This window comes from Embleya sp. NPDC059237 (assembly GCF_042754105.1).
Taxonomy (GTDB): domain Bacteria; phylum Actinomycetota; class Actinomycetes; order Streptomycetales; family Streptomycetaceae; genus Embleya.
Window position 1 is genome coordinate 408,242 of the sequence record NZ_JBHZAE010000008.1, and the last position, 21,453, is coordinate 429,694.

At 70.2% G+C, this 21,453-nt stretch carries 23 protein-coding genes; 12 read left to right on the forward strand and 11 right to left on the reverse strand.

Translation table 11 applies throughout. The features are described 5' to 3' along the window. Together ACFXKZ_RS26640 and ACFXKZ_RS26645 are read left to right on the forward strand one after the other, a co-directional pair. Nucleotides 1–1,069, forward strand: a 1,069-nt coding sequence (locus ACFXKZ_RS26640; protein WP_380003497.1) for a PP2C family protein-serine/threonine phosphatase, incomplete at its 5' end; no start/stop codon positions are given. A 238-nt stretch (nt 1,070–1,307) separates the two neighbouring features. Continuing rightward, nucleotides 1,308–2,534: an LLM class flavin-dependent oxidoreductase gene (locus ACFXKZ_RS26645; RefSeq protein WP_078976065.1), complete on the forward strand. Its 1,227-nt coding sequence runs from the start codon at nt 1,308–1,310 to the stop codon at nt 2,532–2,534. A 145-nt stretch (nt 2,535–2,679) separates the two neighbouring features. Here the strand turns inward: ACFXKZ_RS26645 and ACFXKZ_RS26650 are convergent, their stop codons facing one another. After that, complete coding sequence (locus ACFXKZ_RS26650; protein ID WP_380003498.1) at nt 2,680–3,357, reverse strand: DedA family protein; 678 nt, start codon at nt 3,355–3,357, stop codon at nt 2,680–2,682. 255 nt (nt 3,358–3,612) lie between these two features. Between ACFXKZ_RS26650 and ACFXKZ_RS26655 the strand changes: the two genes are divergently transcribed. The 3 genes from ACFXKZ_RS26655 to ACFXKZ_RS26665 all read left to right on the forward strand — a co-directional run bounded on the left by ACFXKZ_RS26655 (nt 3,613) and on the right by ACFXKZ_RS26665 (nt 6,911). Further along, nucleotides 3,613–4,149: a hypothetical protein gene (locus ACFXKZ_RS26655; RefSeq protein WP_126636536.1), complete on the forward strand. Its 537-nt coding sequence runs from the start codon at nt 3,613–3,615 to the stop codon at nt 4,147–4,149. An 81-nt stretch (nt 4,150–4,230) separates the two neighbouring features. Continuing rightward, nucleotides 4,231–5,376: a CapA family protein gene (locus ACFXKZ_RS26660; RefSeq protein ID WP_380003499.1), complete on the forward strand. Its 1,146-nt coding sequence runs from the start codon at nt 4,231–4,233 to the stop codon at nt 5,374–5,376. 278 nt (nt 5,377–5,654) lie between these two features. Continuing rightward, nucleotides 5,655–6,911, forward strand: a complete 1,257-nt coding sequence (locus ACFXKZ_RS26665; RefSeq protein ID WP_380003500.1) for an MFS transporter — start codon at nt 5,655–5,657, stop codon at nt 6,909–6,911. A gap of 54 nt (nt 6,912–6,965) precedes the next feature. Here ACFXKZ_RS26665 and ACFXKZ_RS26670 read toward each other — a convergent pair whose 3' ends face one another. The 6 genes from ACFXKZ_RS26670 to ACFXKZ_RS26695 form a co-directional block, all read right to left on the reverse strand. Continuing rightward, a complete protein-coding gene (locus tag ACFXKZ_RS26670) occupies nt 6,966–8,186 on the reverse strand; it encodes a methyltransferase domain-containing protein (protein ID WP_380003501.1) in 1,221 nt (406 codons plus the stop codon). 189 nt (nt 8,187–8,375) lie between these two features. Next, nucleotides 8,376–9,242, reverse strand: a complete 867-nt coding sequence (locus ACFXKZ_RS26675) for a helix-turn-helix domain-containing protein (RefSeq protein ID WP_380003503.1) — start codon at nt 9,240–9,242, stop codon at nt 8,376–8,378. Then, nucleotides 9,239–9,751 carry a DUF6879 family protein gene (locus tag ACFXKZ_RS26680; RefSeq protein WP_380003504.1) on the reverse strand — a complete coding sequence of 171 codons (513 nt, stop codon included), beginning with the start codon at nt 9,749–9,751 and terminating at the stop codon, nt 9,239–9,241. The genes ACFXKZ_RS26675 and ACFXKZ_RS26680 overlap by 4 nt, the downstream gene beginning before the upstream one ends. Further along, a complete protein-coding gene (locus ACFXKZ_RS26685; protein ID WP_380003505.1) occupies nt 9,735–9,929 on the reverse strand; it encodes a hypothetical protein in 195 nt (64 codons plus the stop codon). The genes ACFXKZ_RS26680 and ACFXKZ_RS26685 overlap by 17 nt, the downstream gene beginning before the upstream one ends. A gap of 105 nt (nt 9,930–10,034) precedes the next feature. Then, on the reverse strand, nt 10,035–10,511 hold the full coding sequence (locus ACFXKZ_RS26690) for a GNAT family N-acetyltransferase (protein ID WP_380003506.1): 477 nt from the start codon (nt 10,509–10,511) through the stop codon (nt 10,035–10,037). A 102-nt stretch (nt 10,512–10,613) separates the two neighbouring features. After that, a complete protein-coding gene (locus ACFXKZ_RS26695) occupies nt 10,614–11,054 on the reverse strand; it encodes a nuclear transport factor 2 family protein (RefSeq protein ID WP_078976058.1) in 441 nt (146 codons plus the stop codon). 237 nt (nt 11,055–11,291) lie between these two features. Between ACFXKZ_RS26695 and ACFXKZ_RS26700 the strand changes: the two genes are divergently transcribed. Together ACFXKZ_RS26700 and ACFXKZ_RS26705 are read left to right on the forward strand one after the other, a co-directional pair. Further along, nucleotides 11,292–12,392, forward strand: a complete 1,101-nt coding sequence (locus ACFXKZ_RS26700; protein ID WP_380003507.1) for a S1C family serine protease — start codon at nt 11,292–11,294, stop codon at nt 12,390–12,392. 159 nt (nt 12,393–12,551) lie between these two features. Then, complete coding sequence (locus tag ACFXKZ_RS26705; RefSeq protein WP_380003508.1) at nt 12,552–13,577, forward strand: RDD family protein; 1,026 nt, start codon at nt 12,552–12,554, stop codon at nt 13,575–13,577. A gap of 48 nt (nt 13,578–13,625) precedes the next feature. On the opposite strand, the gene ACFXKZ_RS26710 is transcribed toward ACFXKZ_RS26705, so the two are convergent. Next, nucleotides 13,626–13,817, reverse strand: a complete 192-nt coding sequence (locus tag ACFXKZ_RS26710) for a ferredoxin (protein ID WP_380003509.1) — start codon at nt 13,815–13,817, stop codon at nt 13,626–13,628. Nucleotides 13,818–14,079: 262 nt separating this feature from the next. Between ACFXKZ_RS26710 and ACFXKZ_RS26715 the strand changes: the two genes are divergently transcribed. Next, nucleotides 14,080–16,149, forward strand: a complete 2,070-nt coding sequence (locus ACFXKZ_RS26715) for a serine/threonine protein kinase (RefSeq protein WP_380003510.1) — start codon at nt 14,080–14,082, stop codon at nt 16,147–16,149. 75 nt (nt 16,150–16,224) lie between these two features. On the opposite strand, the gene ACFXKZ_RS26720 is transcribed toward ACFXKZ_RS26715, so the two are convergent. Next, a complete protein-coding gene (locus ACFXKZ_RS26720) occupies nt 16,225–16,647 on the reverse strand; it encodes a hypothetical protein (protein WP_078976054.1) in 423 nt (140 codons plus the stop codon). 222 nt (nt 16,648–16,869) lie between these two features. On the opposite strand from ACFXKZ_RS26720, the gene ACFXKZ_RS26725 reads away from it, so the two are divergent. The 3 genes from ACFXKZ_RS26725 (at nt 16,870) to ACFXKZ_RS26735 (ending at nt 18,501) form a co-directional block, all read left to right on the forward strand. Next, entirely contained in the window at nt 16,870–17,613 is a 744-nt protein-coding gene (locus tag ACFXKZ_RS26725) for a nuclear transport factor 2 family protein (RefSeq protein ID WP_380003511.1), read from the forward strand. A 14-nt stretch (nt 17,614–17,627) separates the two neighbouring features. After that, the gene (locus ACFXKZ_RS26730; RefSeq protein ID WP_380003512.1) at nt 17,628–18,146 is read left to right on the forward strand and encodes a nuclear transport factor 2 family protein; all 519 of its coding nucleotides are present in this window, start codon (nt 17,628–17,630) and stop codon (nt 18,144–18,146) included. Between the two features lie 70 nt (nt 18,147–18,216). Then, nucleotides 18,217–18,501, forward strand: a complete 285-nt coding sequence (locus ACFXKZ_RS26735; RefSeq protein WP_380003513.1) for a hypothetical protein — start codon at nt 18,217–18,219, stop codon at nt 18,499–18,501. A 63-nt stretch (nt 18,502–18,564) separates the two neighbouring features. Here the strand turns inward: ACFXKZ_RS26735 and ACFXKZ_RS26740 are convergent, their stop codons facing one another. Next, complete coding sequence (locus ACFXKZ_RS26740; protein ID WP_380003514.1) at nt 18,565–18,768, reverse strand: hypothetical protein; 204 nt, start codon at nt 18,766–18,768, stop codon at nt 18,565–18,567. Between the two features lie 152 nt (nt 18,769–18,920). Here ACFXKZ_RS26740 and ACFXKZ_RS26745 point away from each other — a divergent pair, with 152 nt between their 5' ends. Further along, nucleotides 18,921–20,558, forward strand: coding sequence for an MFS transporter (locus ACFXKZ_RS26745; RefSeq protein ID WP_380003515.1), 1,638 nt, complete (start codon nt 18,921–18,923; stop codon nt 20,556–20,558). A 221-nt stretch (nt 20,559–20,779) separates the two neighbouring features. On the opposite strand, the gene ACFXKZ_RS26750 is transcribed toward ACFXKZ_RS26745, so the two are convergent. Continuing rightward, complete coding sequence (locus ACFXKZ_RS26750) at nt 20,780–21,268, reverse strand: YcxB family protein (RefSeq protein ID WP_380003516.1); 489 nt, start codon at nt 21,266–21,268, stop codon at nt 20,780–20,782. Nucleotides 21,269–21,453 lie beyond the last annotated feature (185 nt).

Here is a 21,453-nt window from a genome sequence, read left to right on the forward strand (position 1 = left end):
CGATGGCGTAATGGCCGTTGCCTTCCTGCGGTTGGGGCGTTGGGGTTTGTGGTGGTGTGGGCTGGGAGGAGTGGTCGTGGTCGGCGGTGCTTCGGGGGCCGGGCGGTTGGTGGTTTCGTCGGGGACGCGGGATCACCGGTACGACCCCGCGACCGCCTGGCGGGTTTATCAGCAGGAGGACGGCAGCCTCACCGTGAGTACGGACGCCTGGCAGGAGGAGGCGCATACGCTGATGGCGATCCGCACCGACTGGTACGCGGATGCCGCCGCCGCGTCGGCCGCCGGGGGGATGCCGCCGGACGTGGCGGGTCGGGTCAGCCGCGCGCTCGGCGCCGAGCCGGTCGCGCCGCCGCCGTACCGCGACTTCGCCGAGGCGTTTCGCGCGGGGGTGTCGCCGTCCCATCCGGAACCGGTCGGTGGCCTGGATCTGGCCGTGCGGCATCGGCCCGCGCAGGACGAGTTCGGCGTGGGCGGCGACTGGTACGACGTGTTCACCCTCGACGACGGCCAGGTCGCGCTCGTGGTCGGCGACGTCCAGGGGCACGGCGCGGGCACGGCGCCGATCATGGCCAGGATCCGGACCCTGCTGCACGCCTACGCGGTGGTCACCCCCGACCCCGGCCGGGCCCTCGCCCTGGTGAACGACTTCCTCGACCGTTTCCCCGGCCCGGCCCACGCCACCTGCACGCTGGCCTACCTGGACCCGGCGACCGGCCGGCTCCGGGTCGCCCGCGCCGCGCACCCGCCGCTGCTGCTCGCCGACCCGGCCGGGACGCCGCGGATCGAGGACGTCGAGGGCGGTCTGCCCCTGGGCATGCTCGCGGACCAGGCGTATCCGTGTACGACCCTGACCATGGCGCCGGGCGCGACGCTGATCCTGGTCACCGACGGCCTGGTCGAGGGCCCGCAGCTGTCCCTGGACCGCGGCATGGAACGCCTGGCGCACCGCTTCGAGCGCAGTCGCGGCCTGGACCTGGAGGCGACGGCGGAGCGCCTGTTCGGGCTCGCCGATCTGACCGGTCACCGGGACGACGTGACGCTGCTGCTGGCCCGTACGACCGTGCGCTGAACTCCCCACGCCCGGGGGTGTCGAGGGCCACAAAGCCCGCGTTTGCTGGAACTTCGGCCTTTGTCGCGAGAGGATCTGACTATGCGTCAGCTCGATGTCCCGGGCGGCGCCTGGCATCTGACGTGACGTTAGCCACGTGTAAACAAAGTTCGGGCCGACGCTCGCATACTGTCCCGTACGCAGACCTCATACAGGCGTACGCAGCGCCGGTTGAACCAGGCGATTTGGGAGGCTCCACGTGGAGTTCGGCATCTTCCTGAACGGGTACACCCCCGGTCCGGCCGCTCACGATCGCGCGAGCGAGCACCTGGTGCTCATGCGCGAGATGGAATTGGCCATCAAGGCCGACAAGCACAACTGGAAGTACGCCTGGTTCGGCGAGCACCACGGTCTGGTCGAGTACAGCCACATGTCGGCCCCCGAGGTCGTCATCGGCTACGTCGCCGCGAAGACCGAGCGGATCCACCTCGCGACCGGCATCAACAGCCTGTCGCCGCGCAAGGAGCACCCGGTCCGCTACGCCGAGCGCGCCGCGATGATGGACCACATCACCGAGGGCCGCTTCGAGTGGGGTACCGGCCGCGGCGCGGGCAGCCACGAGATGGCCTCGTTCAACATCATGGACAAGAACTCGACGAAGACCGAGTGGGACGAGGTCGTTCGCGAGATCCCGCGGATGTGGGCGCAGACCGACTACACGTTCGAGGGCGACCACTTCACCGTGCCGACCCCGCACGACATCCACCCGAAGCCGTACGGCGAGTCGCACCCGCCGATCTGGGTGGCCTGCGGCAACCCGGCCACCTTCGGCAAGGCCGGCTCGATGGGCATCGGCGCGATCGCCTTCAACTTCGAACCGGTCTACAACCTCAAGGGCCGGATCGAGGCCTACAAGGAAGCCGCCGAGAACCCGGTCGAGATCGTCGGCGACTACCAGAACAACAACGTGATGATGACGAACGCCGTCATCTGTCTGTCCGACCGCAAGCGCGCCCGCGAGATCGCGCTCAGCAAGGGCCGCGGCTACCTGGTCACCCTGGTGAACCTCTACCACGACACCATGCCGAAGTCGGCGGACGCGATCACTTGGCCGTCGCCCACCTTCGACCTCTCGATGGGCGGCGACGAACTGCTCGACCAGCTGATCGAGGGCGGCTACATGCTGGTCGGCACCCCGGACGAGGTGTGCGAGCAGGTCAAGGCGTACCAGGAGGTGGGCTGTGACCAGCTCGTCTTCGGTATCAACGACGGCATGACGCACGAGGAGAACCTCGAGATGATCGAGCTCTTCGGCAACCAGGTCATCCCGGAGTTCGACAAGGACCCGGAGCACTCGACCACCAAGTACCGTCGCAACGCGGTGCCGAAGTTCGGCCGCTTCCAGGGCGCGGGCCCGGACCCCGACCTCAAGGTCGAGGTGCTGCCGACGAGCGCGGTGCTGCCGCTCCCGTACCCCACGGCGTAGCCGAGGTCGATCGGTCGCACGAGTACGAGTCACGCATACGAGCACGAGCACGAGCACGAGGCCATCGGGGCGTCCCGGTGGCCTCGTGCGTTTCGGCCGCCGGTCTCGCCGCGTGGCGCGGGAGGCGCGGGCGGATCCGGGGCGCCTACGACACCGAGGACTCGGCTCCTTCGCGCGTGTCACCGCCGCCCGGCCGAGCGCCGGCGGCCTTGCGGCGGCGCCGGTTGCGGGCGGTGACGATGCGGCGGGCGACCTCGATCAGGACGGTGATCGCCGCCGCGGTGGCCAGCCCCGCCGCGATGCCCATCAGCGGGTTGTCCTTGAACGCGCTCCCGCCCCAGAAACCGAGCAGTACGCCGTACGTCGCCCAGGCAAGCGCCGCGATCGCGGTGAAGGCCCGGAACCGCGCGACCGGGTACTCCACCATCCCGGCGACCAGCGCGACCGCCGTGCGCCCGCCGGGGATGTAGCGGCCGACCACGATCATCACGCCGCCGCGTTCGGCCAGCCATCGTTCCGCCCGCTTTCGGGCCCGTTGTCCGCGTTCGCCGTTGAGCATGTGTTTGTTCGCGAACGGCTCGGCCCAGCGGCCGATCGCGTAGGTGATGTTGTCGCCGAGGAAGGCGCCCAGCGCGCCGGCCGCGATGAGCAGGAAAAGATTGGGCGAGAAGCCGCCGGCGGTGGCGAACACGCCGCACGCGATCAGCGCGCTCTCGCTCGGCAGGATCGGCAACATCGCGTCCAGGAGCGCGGCGAGGAAGACGATCAGGTAGGCCCAGGGAGAGCCCGCGAAGTCCATGATCGGGTCGAACCACGCGTCCACGCTCGCTCCCTCGCCGGTGTGTTCGGTGCCGTTTCCCGACCCGCTCGGATGTCTGTTCGGTGGGCCGCCTCCTTCGGCGGCTACCCCGCGCGTGCGGAATCAAGGCATGGTGCGCCGATCGCTCGAACGTCTGTCACCCTTGATCCCCTCGGTTCGGCCCGACCCGGCCCGGCCCGACATCGACGCGGCCGAACGATCCGGCAGCCGAACAACACAGCCGAACAACACACAGCCGAACAAAGCAAGGGACGTGGCATGGACGCCGTTCACGAAGGTCTGGACGCCGTGCGGGCGGAGCTGGTCGGTCTCGGTCGCCCCGTGGTGGCCCTCCTGGAGCCCGGTCTGCCGGCCGAGGCGGTGCACACCCGGATGGGCGCCGGGGTGCCCGCCGAACTGGTCTCCTGGTTCGGCTGGGCCGACGGCACCCGCGAGGAGCCGGACCAGTTGGTGGACGAGGCGTCGTTCATACCGGGCTACGTCCTGGTCAGCCTGGCCGAGGCGCTGGAGTTCCGCGAGGAGGTCGAGATGGACCAGCCGGAGGGTGTGCGGTGGTTGCCGCTGCTGGTGTCCCCGGCCGCCGACTTCTACGCGGCGATCTGGGACGGGACGGACGTGCAGGTGGCCAGTTTCGTTCAGGGCGCGGACGAGCCGATGGTGTACGCGTCCATCCCGTTGATGCTGCGCACGGTCACCGAGAGCTTCCGGACCGGGGCGTTCGAGGTGGACGAGGAGGGCTACTTCGACATGCACCCGGAGCTGTGCGACCGGGTCTACGAGGCGCTGAACGGCTGATGCGTCACACGCGGAGGGGGTAATTCTCGTCACGCTCCGGCGCACGTACGGGCGCGTACGTTGCTGGGCTACCTTGTCCGCGTGCATATACCCCGCCGCCGGACCGTCGCGCTCGGCCTCGCTCCACTGCTGATCGCCGGTCTCGCCTCGTGCGGGTTGATGTCCGATTCGGGCGACTCCGGTGACTCCTCGAAGAAGGTGGAGAACGCTGCGGTGCCCGATCCGGCGGGGTCCTCGGCGGCCCCGGGCGGCGCGTCGGCGCCGCCGCCCGCGCAGGCCGCGCCGGGTACGGAGATCACCGTCGCGCTCGCGGGCGACGTGCACTTCTTCGAGCGCACGGTGCCGCGCCTGAACGCGGGCGCGGAGGGGGCCCTCGGCCCGATCGGTCGCACCCTCGCGGACGCGGACCTGGCGATGGTCAACCTGGAGTCGGCGATCACCGAGCGCGGTACGCCGGAGAACAAGACGTACCACTTCCGGGCCCCGGCGAAGGCGTTGACGGAGCTGAAGACGGTCGGCGTGGATGTGGTCAGCATGGCCAACAACCATGCGGTGGACTACGGCAAGGTCGGCCTGGACGACTCGATCGCCGCGGTGCAGAACCCGCCGATCGGCGTGGTCGGCATCGGCAAGGACGCCGATCAGGCGTATCGCCCGTTCATCAAGAACGTGAAGGGCGTCAAGGTCGCGTTCGTGGCCGCGAGCCAGGTGCAGGACATCACGAACCAGCTCTACCGGGCCGGGGCGGGCAAGCCCGGCATCGCGAGCGCGCTCCAGGCCGATCGGCTGGTACGGGCGGTGAAGGACGCGAAGGCCCAGGCCGACGTGGTGATCGTGTACATGCACTGGGGCATCGAGGGCGACAAGTGCCCGAGCACGGACCAGACCGGCCTGACCCGCAAGCTCGCCGACGCGGGGGCGGCGGCCGTCCTGGGCACGCACGCGCACGTGATGCAGGGCGCGGGTTGGATGGGCAGCACGTATGTGGGTTACGGCTACGGCAACTTCCTCTGGTACGGCACCTCTCCGTACCCGAATTCGAACGACACCGGCGTCGCGACGCTGACCATCAAGGACGGCAAGGTCGTCGGGGAGAAGTTCACCCCGGCCTCGATCGACAACCGTGGCGTGCCGATGCCGGCGACCGGCGCCGAGGCGAAGCGCATCCTGGACCGCCGGGACACCCTGCGGCCGTGCACGGGGCTGACGGCGACGCCGAAGAAGTAGCGCGTCGGGGGCGACTCGGCGCGCCTCCGCCGACCCGGATGTGCCCGGGTTCGTCCGGCGCCCTCCCGGGCTTGCTCGTGCCTGGACGGGCCCGCGGTCGTCGTATTTCCGGTGTCGGCGGTCGGCTCGGTTGCTAGGTTGGTTGCCATGTTCCTCCTGTGTGCGTAGGGCCCGCACCGGCCGCGCCCCCGTCGACGGGGTTGCGCGGCTGATTCGGCGTCCACGCAGATGCGTCGGTGCGGCCGGGCCGTGCCGACCTTTTCGGAGGAATTCCCCCTATGGCAGCCATGCCTTCCGCCGACGCGCGTTCCGGGTCGGCTCCTTCCTATGCCGCCGTGTTGCGGATACCCCATGCCCGGCGGGCGTTCGGGGCCGCGATGCTCGGGCGGTTGTCGTACGGGACGATCCCGTTGTCGTTGTTGCTCGCGGTGAAATCCGGGACCGGGTCGTATGCGGTGGCCGGCACCGTGATGGCGTTGTTCGGGGCGACGAGTGTGTTGTTGTCGCCGATGCGGGCCGGGTTGGTCGATCGGTACGGGGCGCGGCGGGCGTTGCCGCCGATGGTCGTGCTGTACGCGGTGTTGTTGGTCGGGATCGCGGTGGCCACGTGGCGGCCCGGGGCCTCGGGGGTGTGGGTGGGCGTCGCGGTGGCGGCGGCCGGGGCCTGTACGCCGCCGGTGGGGCCGGTGATGCGCGCGGTGTGGAGCGAACTGGCCCCGGATCGTGAGCTGTTGCAGCGGGCGTACAGCCTGGACGGGGTGGCCGAGGAGATCGTGTTCGCCTCCGGGCCACTGCTGGTGGGCCTGCTCGTGGGGTGGGCGCCGGCAGCGGCCGGGGTGGTGCTGGCCGCGTCCTTGATCGTGGTCGGGACGATGGCGCTGGTGGGCTCGCCGGCGGTGCGGCGGGCGGGGGAGGCCGGCGGAGCTGAGCCGGGGGAGGTGGCCGAGGGCGGGCCGGCGTCGGGTGGCTCGGGGTTGTGGCGGGCGGTCGTGGTGGCCGGCGGGGTCGGGGTGGCCCTGGGCGGGATCGATCTGCTCGCGGTTGCGTTCGCCGACGAGCGGGGGCGGTCGGCGGCGGTGGCGTGGATTCTGGCCGCCCTGTCCGTGGGCAGCGCGGTCGGGGGGCTGGCGCACGGCGCGGTGTCCTGGCGGGTGTCGGCCGACCGCCGACTGCCGCTCCTGGCCCTCGGGTTGGGGGCGTCCCTGGCCGCTGCGGGCCTGTCCCCGAACCTGTACGTCCTGGCCGCGGCCGCCATGCTCACCGGCCTGTTCGTGGCTCCGGCGATCACCACGGCCTACCTGCTCGCCGACGCCGCTGCGACCCCGAACACCCGCACCAGGGTCGGCGCCTGGGTCAACACCACCCTCAACGCCGGCACCTCGGCCGGCGCGGCGGCCACGGGCGCACTCATCGCCCACGTCCCCCTACCCCTACTCTTCCCCCTGACCGCCCTCCCCCTCCTCCTGACCGCCGCGTGCACAGCCTTCGGCACAGGCACGGGGCGCCGAAGCCGAACGTCCGCGCGAGTCGGGTGACGATGACACCTCCCTGGCGCCCATCACCTCCACGCGCAAAGCAAGTGCCGTGCTTCATAAGGACCATGACGGCCCGTCGGCTCCTTCGGTGGTCCGCGGGCCGGCGGCGCTCTCGGGTACGTGGGCGTGTTGGGTGCCGTTGGGGGAGACGGTCCAGCCGAAGGCTGGGATGTCCGGGCGGCCTGTGCTGTGCCATCGGGACCAGGCCGATTCGACTTCGGTCCACAGGGGGCGGGGGCCGTGTTGGTGGACGGTGAAGGTGGTGAGTTGCCGGCCGTCGTAGTCGACGCTTGCCCACGAGGTGCCGGCCTCGTCGCCCACCCACAGGCGGGTGTGTACGCCGTCGGCGTCGGGGGTCTCGTCCCAGTGGTGCCAGATGTCGGGTGCCATCAGGCCGATCGCGAACTCGGCGACGGGGTCGGCGCCGGCCACGTCCCAGGGGGAGAGGGTGGTGGTGCCCGGTTCGGGGGTGTGGTCGGGGGCGAAGACCTGATCCACGTCGGTGATGCGGGAGCGGTGTCCGCGCAGGTGCATGAACGCCCCGCCGGCGCGGAATCGGCCGTGTGCACGGCCCCGTTCGTCGACCGTGGCGACGAGGGTGCCGTTCGCGGTCCAGGCGCTCGCCCAGGGTGTGACGATCACGGCTCCGGGTCGGCATTGCCGGATCCAGGCGGGTGGGATGTGGGTCACGGCGGCGGTGGACAGGATTCGGTCGTAGGGTGCGCCGGTCGCCCACCCCTCGGCGCCGTCGCCCCAGACCACGGTGGGGTGCCGGCCCAGGCCCGCCAACCGGGCTTCGGCGATCCGGGCGAGGTTCACGTCCACCTCGACGGTCACCAGGCGCCGGTCGTCGTCGAGGCGGTGGGCGAGCAGTCCGGCGTTCCAGCCGGTGCCGGTGCCGATCTCCAACACCCGGTGTCCGTCCGCCACATCGAGGGCCAGGAGCATGGCCGCCACGATCGAGGGCTGGGACGCGGACGACGACGGCCACTCGGCCCCGCCGCTCCGGGGCGCCCCGCCGTCGCACATCTGCACGACGACCGGCGCGTCCGCGTAGGCGGCGGCCCACCAGCGCTCCGGCTCCCGCGCCCGATCGCACCGCTCGTGCCGCCCCCCGCCGGGCCGCCGCAACCACACGACATCGGGGAGGAACACATGCCTCGGCACCCCGACGAACGCCTGCCGCCACACCTGCGGCAACTCCCCGACGGCCTCCTCGACCCGCCGCAACAACGCGACCCGCGCCCGCCACAGAGCCCGCGCCTCGGCACTCACCCACCCCACCGCCCCTTCGGCGTCCCGGGGTTGGCAGGCTTGTCCGGCGGAATCGGCGGCGGCACAGGCTTCTCCGGCTTGTGCCCATCATCGGTCGCGGGATCGCGGTGTTTGGCCATGGAATCCCCCTTCAACAGGGTCCGGAGTCGTATTCCATGAATACGGGAAACCGCCGGCCGGCGTCCAACCTCAGTCGCGTTTCTGCATGGATTGCCGTCGAAACGCTTCGGACCATGACTCGATTTGTCGGCGAGCATCATCGCCGGACAGCGATCGGGCCGCGAAATAGTCGAACAGCTCTCGATGGTAGGCGATATCCTTGGGGTCCCGGAGGATGAGTCGACCGCTGAACAGTTCGACCGTGACCAGATGGCTGTCGTAGATGACAAATGTGTTGAACGGGGCGTCGTTCATCTGTTGCCGAAGCGGCAGTATGTGAAGCCGAATCCGAGGCAGTCTCGATATCGCCACGAGATGGTCCAATTGCAGCGCCATGGCCGAGGGATGGCAAAGTTGCCAGCGGGTGGCCGACTCCGTCAGAAGAAAGTCGAAGCGTTTCTCCCCATCATGAAGCACCGATTGGCGCTCAAGCTTCATGACCATCGTCTTCGTGGTGTCGCCTGCCGTCGGATCGACGGTGGGAGACAGGGCTCGACGCATGTACTCCGGCGTTTGGAGCAGGCCGGTGATCATCGTCGGCAGGAAGTGTCGGATGTGGTCGGCGCCGGCTTCGAGTATGGCAAGCTCGCGCTGTCGGTGGTGCAGGCCACGTCTGACCGACGTACGTACATCCTCGTACTCGGTGTTTGCGATTTCTGCCAGACGCCGAATCTCCTCGGCAGTCGCGGCATCCACCCCGAGGGCTGTCAGGATGTGTCGCACGTCCACGAGGGTGGGCAGGGTGCGCCCGGTCTCGATTCTGGAGATTTTGCTTTGCGACATGCCGCAGCGGGCGGCCAAGCGTTCGCCGGAAAGTCCGGTCGCGCTACGCAGGGCCCGTAGAGCCGAAGCGAGGCGCAACCGGTCCCGGCCTGCTTGCTGCGGGTCGAAGTTCAAGCCGAGAGATACTCCGTGAAGGGGATGGAAAGGTTCAGCGCCGATTCCTTTGCCTGCCGATAGCGATCGAGATCCGGGGACTCGAGAAGGATGCGTGCCAACTGGACGCCGTGCTCGTCGTATCGCATATCGACGACTTTCGAGTCGTCCAGCATCCAGAAATCGGAGGGCATGGGCGGGGCGTCCCGCTGTCTGGTCGTGTCGAGGATCCTGACTTCTTCACCGGCCGCGACATTGTAGTGGTATGCCGCAAATTCGTAGCGGAGATAATCGGACAACGGAGGCGTGACGATGTGTACCCGGGTGACCTTGCGCCCGCCGGCACGGTAGCGGGCGAGCCGGGTCAGCCATGGATCGTCCTCGGGCAGGTCCAGGTGCCCGGTCCTCATGAAGTCCGCGTATTCCGGTTCCTCATCACGTACGGAGTAGGAGGGCAGGGTTTCGAGTCGGAAAGCCTCGCGTTCGAACGTGTCGAGGAACGAGGCCCAGCGCTCACCATCCAAGTGCACGCGCGGCCTCCCGGAGTACCTCTTCCGGCACGGCCACGACGGCCTCGGTCGTGGGCGTTTTGTGGTCCACGAGGAAACCCTGAATGGCGATCGTGCCATCTTTGTCGGTCGCGTAGACGGTCGGACAGTCACCCGAACGGCATTCGGGGTCGCCGCCGGCGATGCGTGACAGTTTCATGTGTTGCCCTCCGTAGTTGGTCGACTACCTCAAGAGGACGCTAGAAGGGCGGGTGCGAGACGGGCAAGGGTTACCCGCGTTCGTGCATAAACCGCGGGGGGTGGGTCAGGTGTTGGCGAGGGTGGTTAGGGGTTGGCCGGTGAGGCGGTAGCCGAGCCATTCCTTTTCGTGGACTGCGCCCAGGGAGTCGTAGAAGGCGATGCTGGGGGTGTTCCAGTCGAGGACTGCCCATTGGAGGCGGGCGTAGCCCCTGGTGGTGCAGATTTGGGCCAAGTGCTTGAGGAGGGCCTTGCCGTGGCCGGCGCCTCGGGCGCCGGGGCGGACGTACAGGTCTTCGAGGTAGACGCCGTGGACGCCCTCCCATGTGGAGAACGACAGGAAGTAGATGGCGTAGCCGACCGATTCGCCGGTGGTGTCGTCCTCGGCGATCAGCGCGAAGGCGGCCGGGGTCGGGCCGAACAGGGCCGTGTGGAGTTGGGCCTCGGTGGCCTTTACCTCGTGCAGGAGCTTTTCGTAGTCCGCGAGTTCGCGGACCAGGGCGTGGATGGCCGGGATGTCGGCTGCGGTGGCTTCGCGGATCATGCCTCGAAGCTACCTCGCCCCGCCGGTCCGCTCCCGGGATTTTCCCGGCCGCCCCGACCCGGCCGCCCCCGCCCCGGCTGCTCCCCGACCCGGCCGCCCCGGTCAGGCCGTCGGCGCGATGTACATGTAGGACTTCTCCTCGCTGCGGGCCGAGATGCGCCACTCGCCGTCGACGCGCGTGAAGGTGTCCAGGTACCACAGGCCGCAGAACATCGTCGGGCCCGGCGTCTCGTCGTCCTCGCCCTTGAACACCATCGGGTTGTGGCACATCGTGCGGCCCGTGGCGGTGTCGCCGTCGACCGTGATCGACGAGTTGGCGATCAGGTGCTGGTAGGCGCCGAAGCCGGGCATCACCGAGGCCAGGAACTCCTTGGTCTCGGCCAAGCCGCCCTTGGAGCCGCCCATCGCCGAGTAGTCGATCAGCGCGTCGGCGGTGAAGACGGTGTCCAGGGCGTCCCAGTCGCCCGTGTCCACCGCGTGCGAGTAGCGGACCATCAGGTCCTGGATCTCCATCCGGTCCGAGATCTCCTGAAGCGTCAGCATGCGTGCGCCCGCCCACCTCTCCGGCTCTTCGGTGCGTCTTCGGCGTCGCCCCGGAATCACCGGGCCGACGTGCGGGCCCAACTTGACACGAACAAGCACATGGCGAAAGAGGCATGGACTCGGCGACCCGGTGAAAAGTCCATCGATGGGGTTAGTACGAAGAATGCTCGGGGGACCCGGTCCGGTACCGGCAACCGAGCCGTCGCCGGCGGCAGCCGCCGAACCGAGGGAGACATCGTGGGCAGGACGACGCGGCGACGGGTCACGATCGTGGTGACGGCGGCGGTGCTCGTGCTCGGCGGGGTGAGTGGGTGCAGCGACGACAACGGCTCGAAGAAGAACACGGACGGCGGCAACGGCAACGGCAACGTCGCCTCCGGCTCGGCGGCGCCGAGCAACGGGCCGGCGAACGACCTCCAGGCGCAGTACCAGCAGGTGGTCCGCAACGTGCTGCCGTCGGTGGTCCAGATCACCACGAAGACCGGCCTCGGCTCCGGCGTCGTCTACGACGACAAGGGCAACATCGTCACCAACGCCCATGTGGTCGGCCAGGACACCTCGTTCGAGGTCACCCTCCCGAACGCGAGCAAGTCGGTCACCGCGAAGCTCGTCGCCGCCTTCGCCCCGGACGACCTCGCGGTGATCCGCCTCGACAGTCCGCCCGCCGATCTCAAGCCCGCCCGGTTCGCCGATTCGAGCAAGCTCCAGGTCGGTCAGATCACCATGGCCATGGGCAACCCGCTCGGCCTGGACTCCAGTGTTACCGAGGGCATCGTCTCCGCCGTCGGCCGCGTTGTCAGCGAACCGGAGACCTCCGGCTCGCCGGGCGCCACCATCTCCAGCGCCATCCAGACCTCGGCCGCGATCAACCCCGGCAACAGCGGTGGCGCGCTGGTCGACCTGGAGAGCCAGGTGATCGGCATCCCGACCCTGGCCGCCACCGACCCCGAGGCCAACGGCGGCGCGGCGCCGGGCATCGGCTTCGCGATCCCGGCCAACACGGTCAAGTCGATCACCGATCAGATCATCAAGAACGGCAAGGTGGACAACTCCGGCAAGGCCGCCCTCGGCGTCACCGTCCGCACGGTGGCCGGCCCCAACGGCCGGGCCGCGGGCGTCGGCGTGGTCTCGATCCAGGACGGCGGCGCCGCGAAGGCCGCCGGCATCCAGATCGGCGACGTGATCACCACGATCGACGACCAGGCGGTCACCGACGTCTCGACGTTGTCCGAGGTGCTGGGCGGCAAGCAGCCGGGGGACAGGGTCAAGGTGAACCTGCTGCGCGGCAACGGCAACAAGGCCACGATCGATGTGACACTGGGCGAACTCAAGGGCTGAGCACGCGAATCGCCCGATCGGCCCAATGGCACTCGGTCCGACTGCACGCGGTTCGGCGGCACACGGACCCGGCGCGATCCGGCCGTTCCGCGCGCCGCGTGCCCCGGACTCGCCCCACGACCCGGCGGAAGGGACGATCTGCGCGATACCGTCCCGGTCATGACGATTCCTCAGCCGCCACGCGGGCCGGGGTCGCCGTACGGGGACCAACCTTCCGTCGACGGTGATCCACACCTGTCCTGGCACCAAGCACCCGTCACCGCACCGGGCCCGATCCCGGACCAGGCGCAACCGCCCGGCCCCGCCCACCCGCCGGCACCGCCGCAGTCCTACCCCGCAACCGCCCCGTCCTACCCCGCACCGGTGCCACCGCAGTCCTACCCCGCGACGGGCGTCGAGCCCGCGGCGCCCGGCGAACTCCCGCTCGCTTCCCGGACCATGCGGCTGATCGCCCGCACCGTGGACTACCTGCTCACCACCGCCCTGGTGCTGCCGCTGTGGTTCCTGGCCTACCACTACATCCAGGGCAAGGCCGCCGACCTGCCCACGAAGGTGGTCCGCGACTCCTTCCTGGACGTCGTGTTCGGGCGCGCCGGCGAGGCGCAACGGGCGCCGCTGGAGGCGGTGGACGGGCTGTGGTCGACCACCAAGACGCTGCTGCTTCTGCTGGTCCTCGCCCATCTCCTGGTGCCCGCGCTCTACGACTGGTACATGCACGCCAGGTTCGGCCGCACGCTGGGCAAGATCATGGTCGGCGCGAAGGTGGTCCCGGCGGGTACATCGGCGCAGGCCGTTCGCGGCCGGGTGCCGGTCGGCGCCTGGCGGGCGGCTCGGCGCACCCTGGTGGCCGTGGTGGTGCCGTGGGCCGCGGTCCTGCTCACCTGGTACGAGGTGGCGCTCCGCCAGTGGGGCACGGCCGGGTTGTTCGCCCTACTGGCCCTGGTCGGCTTCCTGGACCCGCTGGCCGTGCTCGGCCCGCGTCGGCGCACCTGGCACGACCGTACCGCCGGCACCGTGGTGGTCAACGTCAAGCTGCTCGCCCGGGGTTGGTCGGTCACCCGCAACGCGTCGGCGGCGATGGTGCAGGGCGCCCAGGGCGCCTCCACCACGATGGCCCGCAACGCCCGCGACCGTTGGCAGTCGAGCCGAGGCGCCTCCCCGGATCGCCCGAACGACCCCTCCTGAGCCGCGATCGGCCCGGGGCGGTCAACTCCCGTCCCGGGCCGCGCCGGCTCAATCCAGGATCGAGATGGCCCGGGTCGGACAGACCCGAATCGCCTCTTCCACCTGCGGCCGCAACTCCTCGCTCGGATTCTCGTTCAGGATGTAGAGGAAGTTGTCCTCCCGTACCTCGAACACCTCGGGTGCCTCGGCCATGCACAGCGCGTTGCTCTTGCACTTGTCGAAGTCGACGACGATCCTCATCTCCGGCCCTTCGTCGTGGAAGCGGTGCGATCCGGCGGATGCCTGCCAACCGGTCGGGTGTGGCAACACTCGCCGCACGCCGCGGTGTTGCCACACCCGGCGCACCCGTTGGCCTATCACGCCCACCCACGGGTAAGGCGAGCCTTTTCCCCCGAACGGGGAACCAGCCGGTGCCCTGGGGAGGTCACAAGACCGGATGAGAGGATTCCATCCCGGTACGGCCGCAGCGGCGGGCCGGCGAACCAACACGGGAGGCACGTCCATGACGGCCGACGGCGGCGCCGAGATACGTCAATTGCGTCCGGGCGATCCGCAGCACATCGGACCGTTCCGGATCACGGGTCGACTGGGCGCGGGTGGAATGGGCGCGGTCTACGCGGGGCTGGACAGCCTGGAGCGCCGCGTCGCGGTCAAGGTGGTGCACGCGCAGTACGCCGACGATCCCGAGTTCCGGGCCAGGTTCACGCGCGAGGTCAACCTGCTGCGCGCGATCAAGGGCACGTGCACCACACCCGTGCTCGACGCGGATGTCGACGCCGAGACACCGTGGTTCGCCACCGAGTACGTGCCGGGGCCGACCCTGGACAAACGGGTGAACCAGGGCGGTCCGATGCGCGGCGACGAGCTGATGGGCCTCGCGGCCGGGCTCGCCGAGGCGCTGGTCGCGCTGCATGACGCCGACGTGATCCACCGCGACCTCAAGCCGCAGAACATCATCTGCTCGCCCGCCGGACCGCGTGTGCTCGACCTGGGCATCGCGCGGTCGATGGAGGACAGCGGGCTGACCCGCACCGGCATGATGATCGGCTCGCCGGCGTGGATGAGCCCGGAACGCTTCAAGGGCCACGACAGCACACCGGCCGCCGACGTCTACGCGTGGGCGATGCTGGTCACCTACGCGGCCACCGGGGTGATCCCGTTCGGTACGGGCGCGCCCGAGGTCGTCGCGCTGCGGGTGCTCCAGGAGGAGGCCGACCTTTCCGGCGTACCGGATGTATTGCGCCTGATCGTCAAGCGCGCGGGCGACAAGGAGCCGCACTACCGGCCCCAGGCCCGGGAGTTGCTGGCCTCGGTCACCCACGTGTGGCGCGGCGCGCTCGGCACCGGCGCGGCGCCCTCGCTCGACCCGGTCGCCGACGCGACGTCGCTGATCGGCCAGTTGTGGACCACGCCGGCCTCCGGCGGCCCGTGGCAGGTACAGCAGCAGTCGCAGCAGCAGGTGCCGCAGACCCCGCCGCCGCGCGTGTACGAGGCACCGCGCGGGCCCGCGCGCTCCGGCGGCACCGCCGCGTTCGGCGCGCCGGTCGTACCGCCGCAGACCCCGCCGCCGGCCGCGTACAATACCCCCACGCACGACCCCTACGGCGCCTCGCCGACCCAACCGCCGCTGTACCGCGACTCCTCCGGCACGCACAACGCGCCCGCGGCGCAATCGGGGGCGTACGGCGCACCCTCCGGGACGCACGGTGTCCCCGCCGCGCAGTCCGGCGCGTACGGGGCGCCCTCCGGGCAGTACGGCGGCACCGGACAGGGCTATCCGGCCGGCCACCACCAGCCGCCCGCCTCCGGCACGTTCACCCCACCCCCGGCCACCCACGGCGGACACACGCCGCCGCCGACCGGTCGGGCCGCGGCCCGGCAGCAGGGCGGCACCGGTGGCGGTCGCCCCAACCGCAAACGCCTGGCGATCATGATCGGCGGCGCGGTGGCGGTGGTGGCGATCAGCGCCGGCGCGGTGGTCGCGCTGCGCGGGAGCGGCGACGACAAGCCCGAGGCGGGCACGAAGAAGGACACCAACAGCGCCAACGCCCAACCGCCGAAACTCACCGGTAAACCGGGCGGCTTCACCCAGGACATCAAGGGCATGAAGTTCGCGGTGCCCGGCACGTGGGAGCTCAAGGAGGTCAGCGACACCGAGGTGTGCGTGCTGCCGGCCGCCACGCCCGCCGCGCAGCGCACCACCTGCGAGCGCGCGGGGCTGCGGATCTGGGTGGGCAAGAACGATCAGCGCAAGGTGGACTTCAAGGATCCGGCGGGCTGGACCCTGGGCGCCGCGCCGACCTGTGTGACCAAGACCGAGGACACCGCGGCGCCGACCAGCAAGTCGGAGGGCAAGAAGCTCGCCGAGCCGAGCAAGGCCAGCCTCAAGTACGACTACGCGTCGTACAGCGTGACCTGCAAGAGCGGCGACTCGTTCCAGCCGCAACTGTGGTGGCTGCCGCAGTCGATGATCTCGTTCTCCACGGCGGGCCTGTCCCGCGAATACGACGCCGACCTGAACAAGATCCTGGCGTCCGTGGACGTGGCGGGCTACAAGAAGCCGAAGGCGTAGCCCGCCGCGTCACGGGTGGATACGGGGTGAAAGACCCGGAAGGGTCCGGAAGAACCCCGAAAGACCCCGAAAGACCTAGAAGTCGGCCGCCGCCGCCACCGGCAGGAACGGGTTCTCCGGGCCCGCCGGGAACGAACTCCAGCTCTGCTCCTCGTACAGGTTCATCAACTCGTGCTCGGACTCCTCGGTGTCCGGCCACTCGGCGTTGACGACCACGTGCACGGAGGGCTGGGGGTACTGCTCCCACCACTCCACTATGTGTCCCTCGCCGTCGACGGGGACCGGGTGGTGCTCGACCCGGTGGACCATCATGTAGGGACCGCCGGTCCACGGCCCTATGTGCGCACCGCCCAGCGGGATCGCCGAGATGGAGTCGCCGCCGCGCGGCAGCGCGGGTCCCGCGAAGTCGCCCGAGAGCAACGAGCCCACGTACCCCGTCGGGGGCCGGTCCGGCGGGACGTCCTGGTAGAAGTCCACCCGGACCCGGTACCGGATCACTCGCGTCCCCTCCGCTTCTTCTTCGTCTCGTGCTCGCGTCGGAGCCCGGCCGGCTGGTTGCGACCGGTAATACGTATACCAGCCGGCGACGGTTCCGTTCCGATGATCGTGTCGGGGCTGGACTTCCCGACGGGGCGCGGGCAGGATCACGCGGACCGGAGGCGACCTGCGCCCGGATCCTTGCGCGCGGCCGGGTTCGCCGGACGACTGCGGGGAGGCACGATGGGCGGCAGCCGGGACGCGGTGGCAGCGGCACTCGCGCGGAGCGCGCGGATCGGCGGTGCCGACCCGATTCCCGAGATGTCCCGGTTCACCGAGTGGACGATGATCGACGGCGACCTGGTGTGCCGCTACGTCTGGCACAACCTGCCCGACCCCACCGGCGGCACCACCCGCTACACGCTGCCCGGGACGGAGATCCTGCGTCGAGTCGGCGATCGTTTCGAGACGGTGGGCGAGTTTTACAACGGTGACGACGCAGACGCGATGATCGCGCGCCGGCGGGCCGCGGGCGGCGCGGTCGCCGGGGCCGACGGCGGCGAGCTGCGCGGGATCGTCGGCTGGGCGCCCGAGCCGATGCCCCGCGCCGCCGACCGGGCCGAGGTGGAGCGGGCCCTCGCCGACTTCGCCGGCCGACTGGCCGCGGCCCCCGCCCACGGCGACTGGGCGCCGGTCGCGGCGTTGTTCACCGACGAGGTACGGGTTCGCGACCACGTGGTCGGCTTCGTCGAGGGCCGGCACGCGCTGCACGCGTACATCCTGGACGGGGTGCGCCGCTCGCCGTTCACCGGCTACCGCGTCGTGTTGCGGCTCGTCGACGGGAACCGGGTCGCCGTCCTCCTCCGCGCCGAGGGCGCCGACGTCGGTCTGGACGTCAACGTGGTGCTGCACTACGCGGGCGAGGGCCGCTGGTCCTACGTCGAAGTCGTGTACAACCCGCAGCAGCTCGCCCGCGTGTCCGCCTGACAGGGTGTCGGTCCATGGACGACGTACAACGACTCCTCGCCTACGAACACATCCGTCAACTGGCCGCCCGCTACGCGCTGGCTCTGGACAGCCGGGACCTGGACGCACTGTGCGCGTTGTTCGTGCCGGACGTGCGGGTGACCCGGGAGGAGAGCGGACGCGCGGCGCTGCGCGCGTCGTTCGCGACCCAACTCGCGCCCCTGGGGGTGACCATCCTCAACGTGGGCACCCACGTGATCGACCTCCTCGACGCGGACCACGCGACCGGACACGTGTATTGCAAGGGGGAGATCCAGGAGGGGCCGCGCTGGCTGCATCAGGCGATCCTGTACCGCGACGTGTACGAACGCCGGGACGGCACGTGGTACTTCGCGCGCCGTCGGCACGACCTCTGGTACGGCGCCAACGTCGGCGCCAACCCCGCCGGACTGCCGCCGGCCAACTGGCCGGAGCGCTCCTACGGTTCGGGTACCGTGCCGGGAATCTGGGAGACCTGGCGGGAGTTCCGTCGATTCCCGGACGAAGACGCCTGAGCGGGTTCCGTTCGCTGCACAGGGGGCAGGCGAGGATCGACCGGACACTCGGCGGAAGGAAGGACCGGCCATGGCCAGGCTTCCGGACGGTGCGAGAAACGCCGCCGCGCGCACCGGCGTGCTGCTGGCCCTGACCATCGTCGCGGCGATGGTCGCGCTGCTCGGCGTCTGGGCGCACACCTGGTTCTGGGTCTGGGCGATGCTCTTCGTCGGGCTCGGCATGCTCGGCATGGCCTGGAGCGCGCTGGAGATCCTGATCGCGCTCCAGGTGGCCGAGGAGCAGCGGGACCGGGACCGGGGTGTGTATCAGGTCCGCCCGGTCGAAATGCGTCCAAGGCGGCGTTCCGGACGCTGACGCGTCCGGAACGCCGCCTTGCGGCCCAACACGACTGGAGTTTCGGTTGTGGGCTGCGGGGGGTCAGGGGACTACGCGTTCCACTGCGGCCGGGCCCAGTTCGGCGAGCTTGCGGCGGGCCTCTTCGATGTTTTTCTCGGTCAGGTCCTTGCCCTCCGCCAGGACCAGGTCCTCGGGGTCCACGGGCGTTTCGGCGCCGCTGCGCAGGTCCATCCTCGGTCGGTCGCCCTCCGGGATCTCGTCCACGGGAATGCGCTCGTCACTCATGTCGCCGTCCTTCGTTCGGGAGTGGAGTCGGTGCCCCCGCACGGCATCCGGGTACCCGCTGCGGGCGGGGCGGGAACCCCCCGGAAGTCGGCCGACAACTTTTTATACAAGCGTCATAGACAAGCGTCTTAGACGCTTGTACTGTTCCTGTCATGACCTCCACCGCAGCCAAGGCCGGCCGTAAGGAATGGATCGCCCTGACGGTCCTGCTCCTCCCGCTCCTGCTCGTGTCGATGGACATGGGCGTGCTGTACTTCGCGCTTCCGTTCATCAGCGAGGACCTGGAGCCGACCGCTCCACAGCAGCTCTGGATGATGGACATCTACGGCTTCCTGCTGGCCGGCCTGCTGATCACGATGGGCGCGCTCGGCGACCGGATCGGCCGCCGCCGACTGTTGCTGATCGGCGCGGCGGCGTTCGGCGCCGCCTCGGTGGCCGCGGCCTTCGCGAACAGCCCCGAGATGCTGATCGCCACCCGGGCGCTGCTCGGGGTGGCCGGTGCGACGCTGATGCCCTCCACGCTGGCGCTGATCCGCAACCTCTTCCACGACCCGGCCCAGCGGCGGACCGCGATCGCGATCTGGACCGCCGCGCTGACCGCGGGCGCCACGCTGGGCCCGGTGGCCGGCGGCCTGCTGCTCGACCACTTCTGGTGGGGTTCGGCGTTCCTGCTCAACGTGCCGGCGATGGTGCTGCTGCTCGCGGTCGGTCCGTTCCTGCTCCCGGAGTTCAAGGACGCCGCGGCCGGCCGGCTCGACCTGCTCAGCGCCGGGCTCTCGCTGGTGTCGGTGCTCGCGGTGATCTACGGGATCAAGGAGACGGCGGCCGAGGGTGCGGCGCCGCAGTACCTGGCGAGCATTGTGGTCGGGCTGGTCGTCGGATACCTCTTCGTGCGTCGGCAGCGCACCGTCGCCGACCCGCTGATCGACCTCGCGCTGTTCCGCAACCGGGCGTACAGCGCCTCGATCGCGGTCAACGTGATCGCCGCCGTCGCGCTGATGGGTTCGGCCCTGTTCAACACCCAGTACATGCAACTCGTGCTCGGCATGCGGCCGTTGACGGCGGCGCTGTGGTCGCTCACGGTGATGCCCGGGATCACGGTCGCGCTCACCGTCTCCGGGATCCTGGCCAAGAAGGTCCGGCCCGGGTTCCTGATCTGCGGCGGCCTGCTCCTGTCGGTGGCCGGCTTCGTGGTGATGAGCCAGGCCCGTCCGGGTACGCCGTTGGTCGTGGTCCTGGTCGGCGCCGGTCTGGTCGCCTCCGGGGTGCTGATCGCGACCACGCTGACCGCCGAGATGGTGCTGACCTCGGCGCCGCCGGAGCGGGCCGGTGCGGCGGGGGCGACCTCGGAGACCGGCAGCGAGTTGGGCGGGGCGCTGGGCATCGCGGTCCTGGGCAGCATCGCCGACGCGGTGTACGGGCGGGACATGCGCGACGCGACGTTCGACGGGGTGCCGGCCGACGCGGTGCACGCGGCGAACGACACGCTGGCGGCGGCGAGCGCGACCGCCGAGCGGGTCTCCGGCGGGGCGGGGGAGCACCTGCTCGACACCGCACGGGACGCCTTCACGCACGGTATGCAGTACGCCACCCTCGGCGGCGCGGTGCTGCTGACGCTGGCGGCGCTCGGCGCGACCTGGCTGCTGCGGGGGGTGCCGGTGCCGGAGCAGGCCGAGCAGGCGGACCCGACCGAGCAGGCGGAGCAGGTCGACGGCACGACGATCGTGAAGGCCACCGAAGGCGCCGCCGTCGTCCCGACGCACGTAGCCGAGGCGGTCGGCAGCCGCTGATGGACCACCGGTAGGACCCGAAGGCGACCTCGCGAGAGGTCGCCTTTGTGGTTGATGCGGGAAATGCCCGATGAACGAAAGCCATTGGTGTGCACGCAACCGGATAAACGCGCCCGATCAGGTCGAATCGGCATTGTTTCTCGCCATTTCGAGCGGCCTCGGTGCGCCGAATGCCTTTGCGCACAGGTTTTCCACAGGATGTGGATCTTCCTTGTGGAAGATCAGCGCGCTGCCCGGCCCCGGCTGTGGATAAACGTCTCCAGTTCGAGGTTTTCCGCGTCGGTAAAGACCCGCCTCGGAATGGTCACCGCTTGGGTGGGACCGAACTCGAAGATCCACTGGGTGTCCACGCGGCGGATCTTGCGGAAGGCGCTCCACGGGGTCTCGCTGCGGGTGCCGCCGAGCGTGGTGACGAATTCCTCGTCGGTCAGCGTGACCTCGCAGGGCACGCCGTGCATGTGCTTGTTCTGCCGGGCGGCCTGGATCGGCGCCCAGAACCGCAGTGCCAACATCGCGACGCCGAAGCCCACGAAGGCCGACGGCCACAACACCGTGGTGCCGGTCAGCAGGGCCTGGGTCACCAGCACCACCCCGAGGGCCGAGAGCACCGCCCCGGCGCCGAGCAGTCCGCGAAAGAGGCCGCGGCGGAAGGCGAGCACGCCCTCCGCGATGTCGGCCTCGGTGGGGATGTAGGTGGTCGAGATATGCACCCGGTCATGGTCGCACGGGGGTCGGCCCGGCCCGATTACGGCTGCGAGTCGGTGGGGCCGGGCCGTGTCCGGCGCGCTCGGACAGGGCCTAGGCCCTGTCCGGCGGATCTTGGCGGGTCCGCGCCGTCCGGCACCGCACCTCGCCGCACCGGAGAAACAGCCGAATGGAACCACCATGCGGCTGC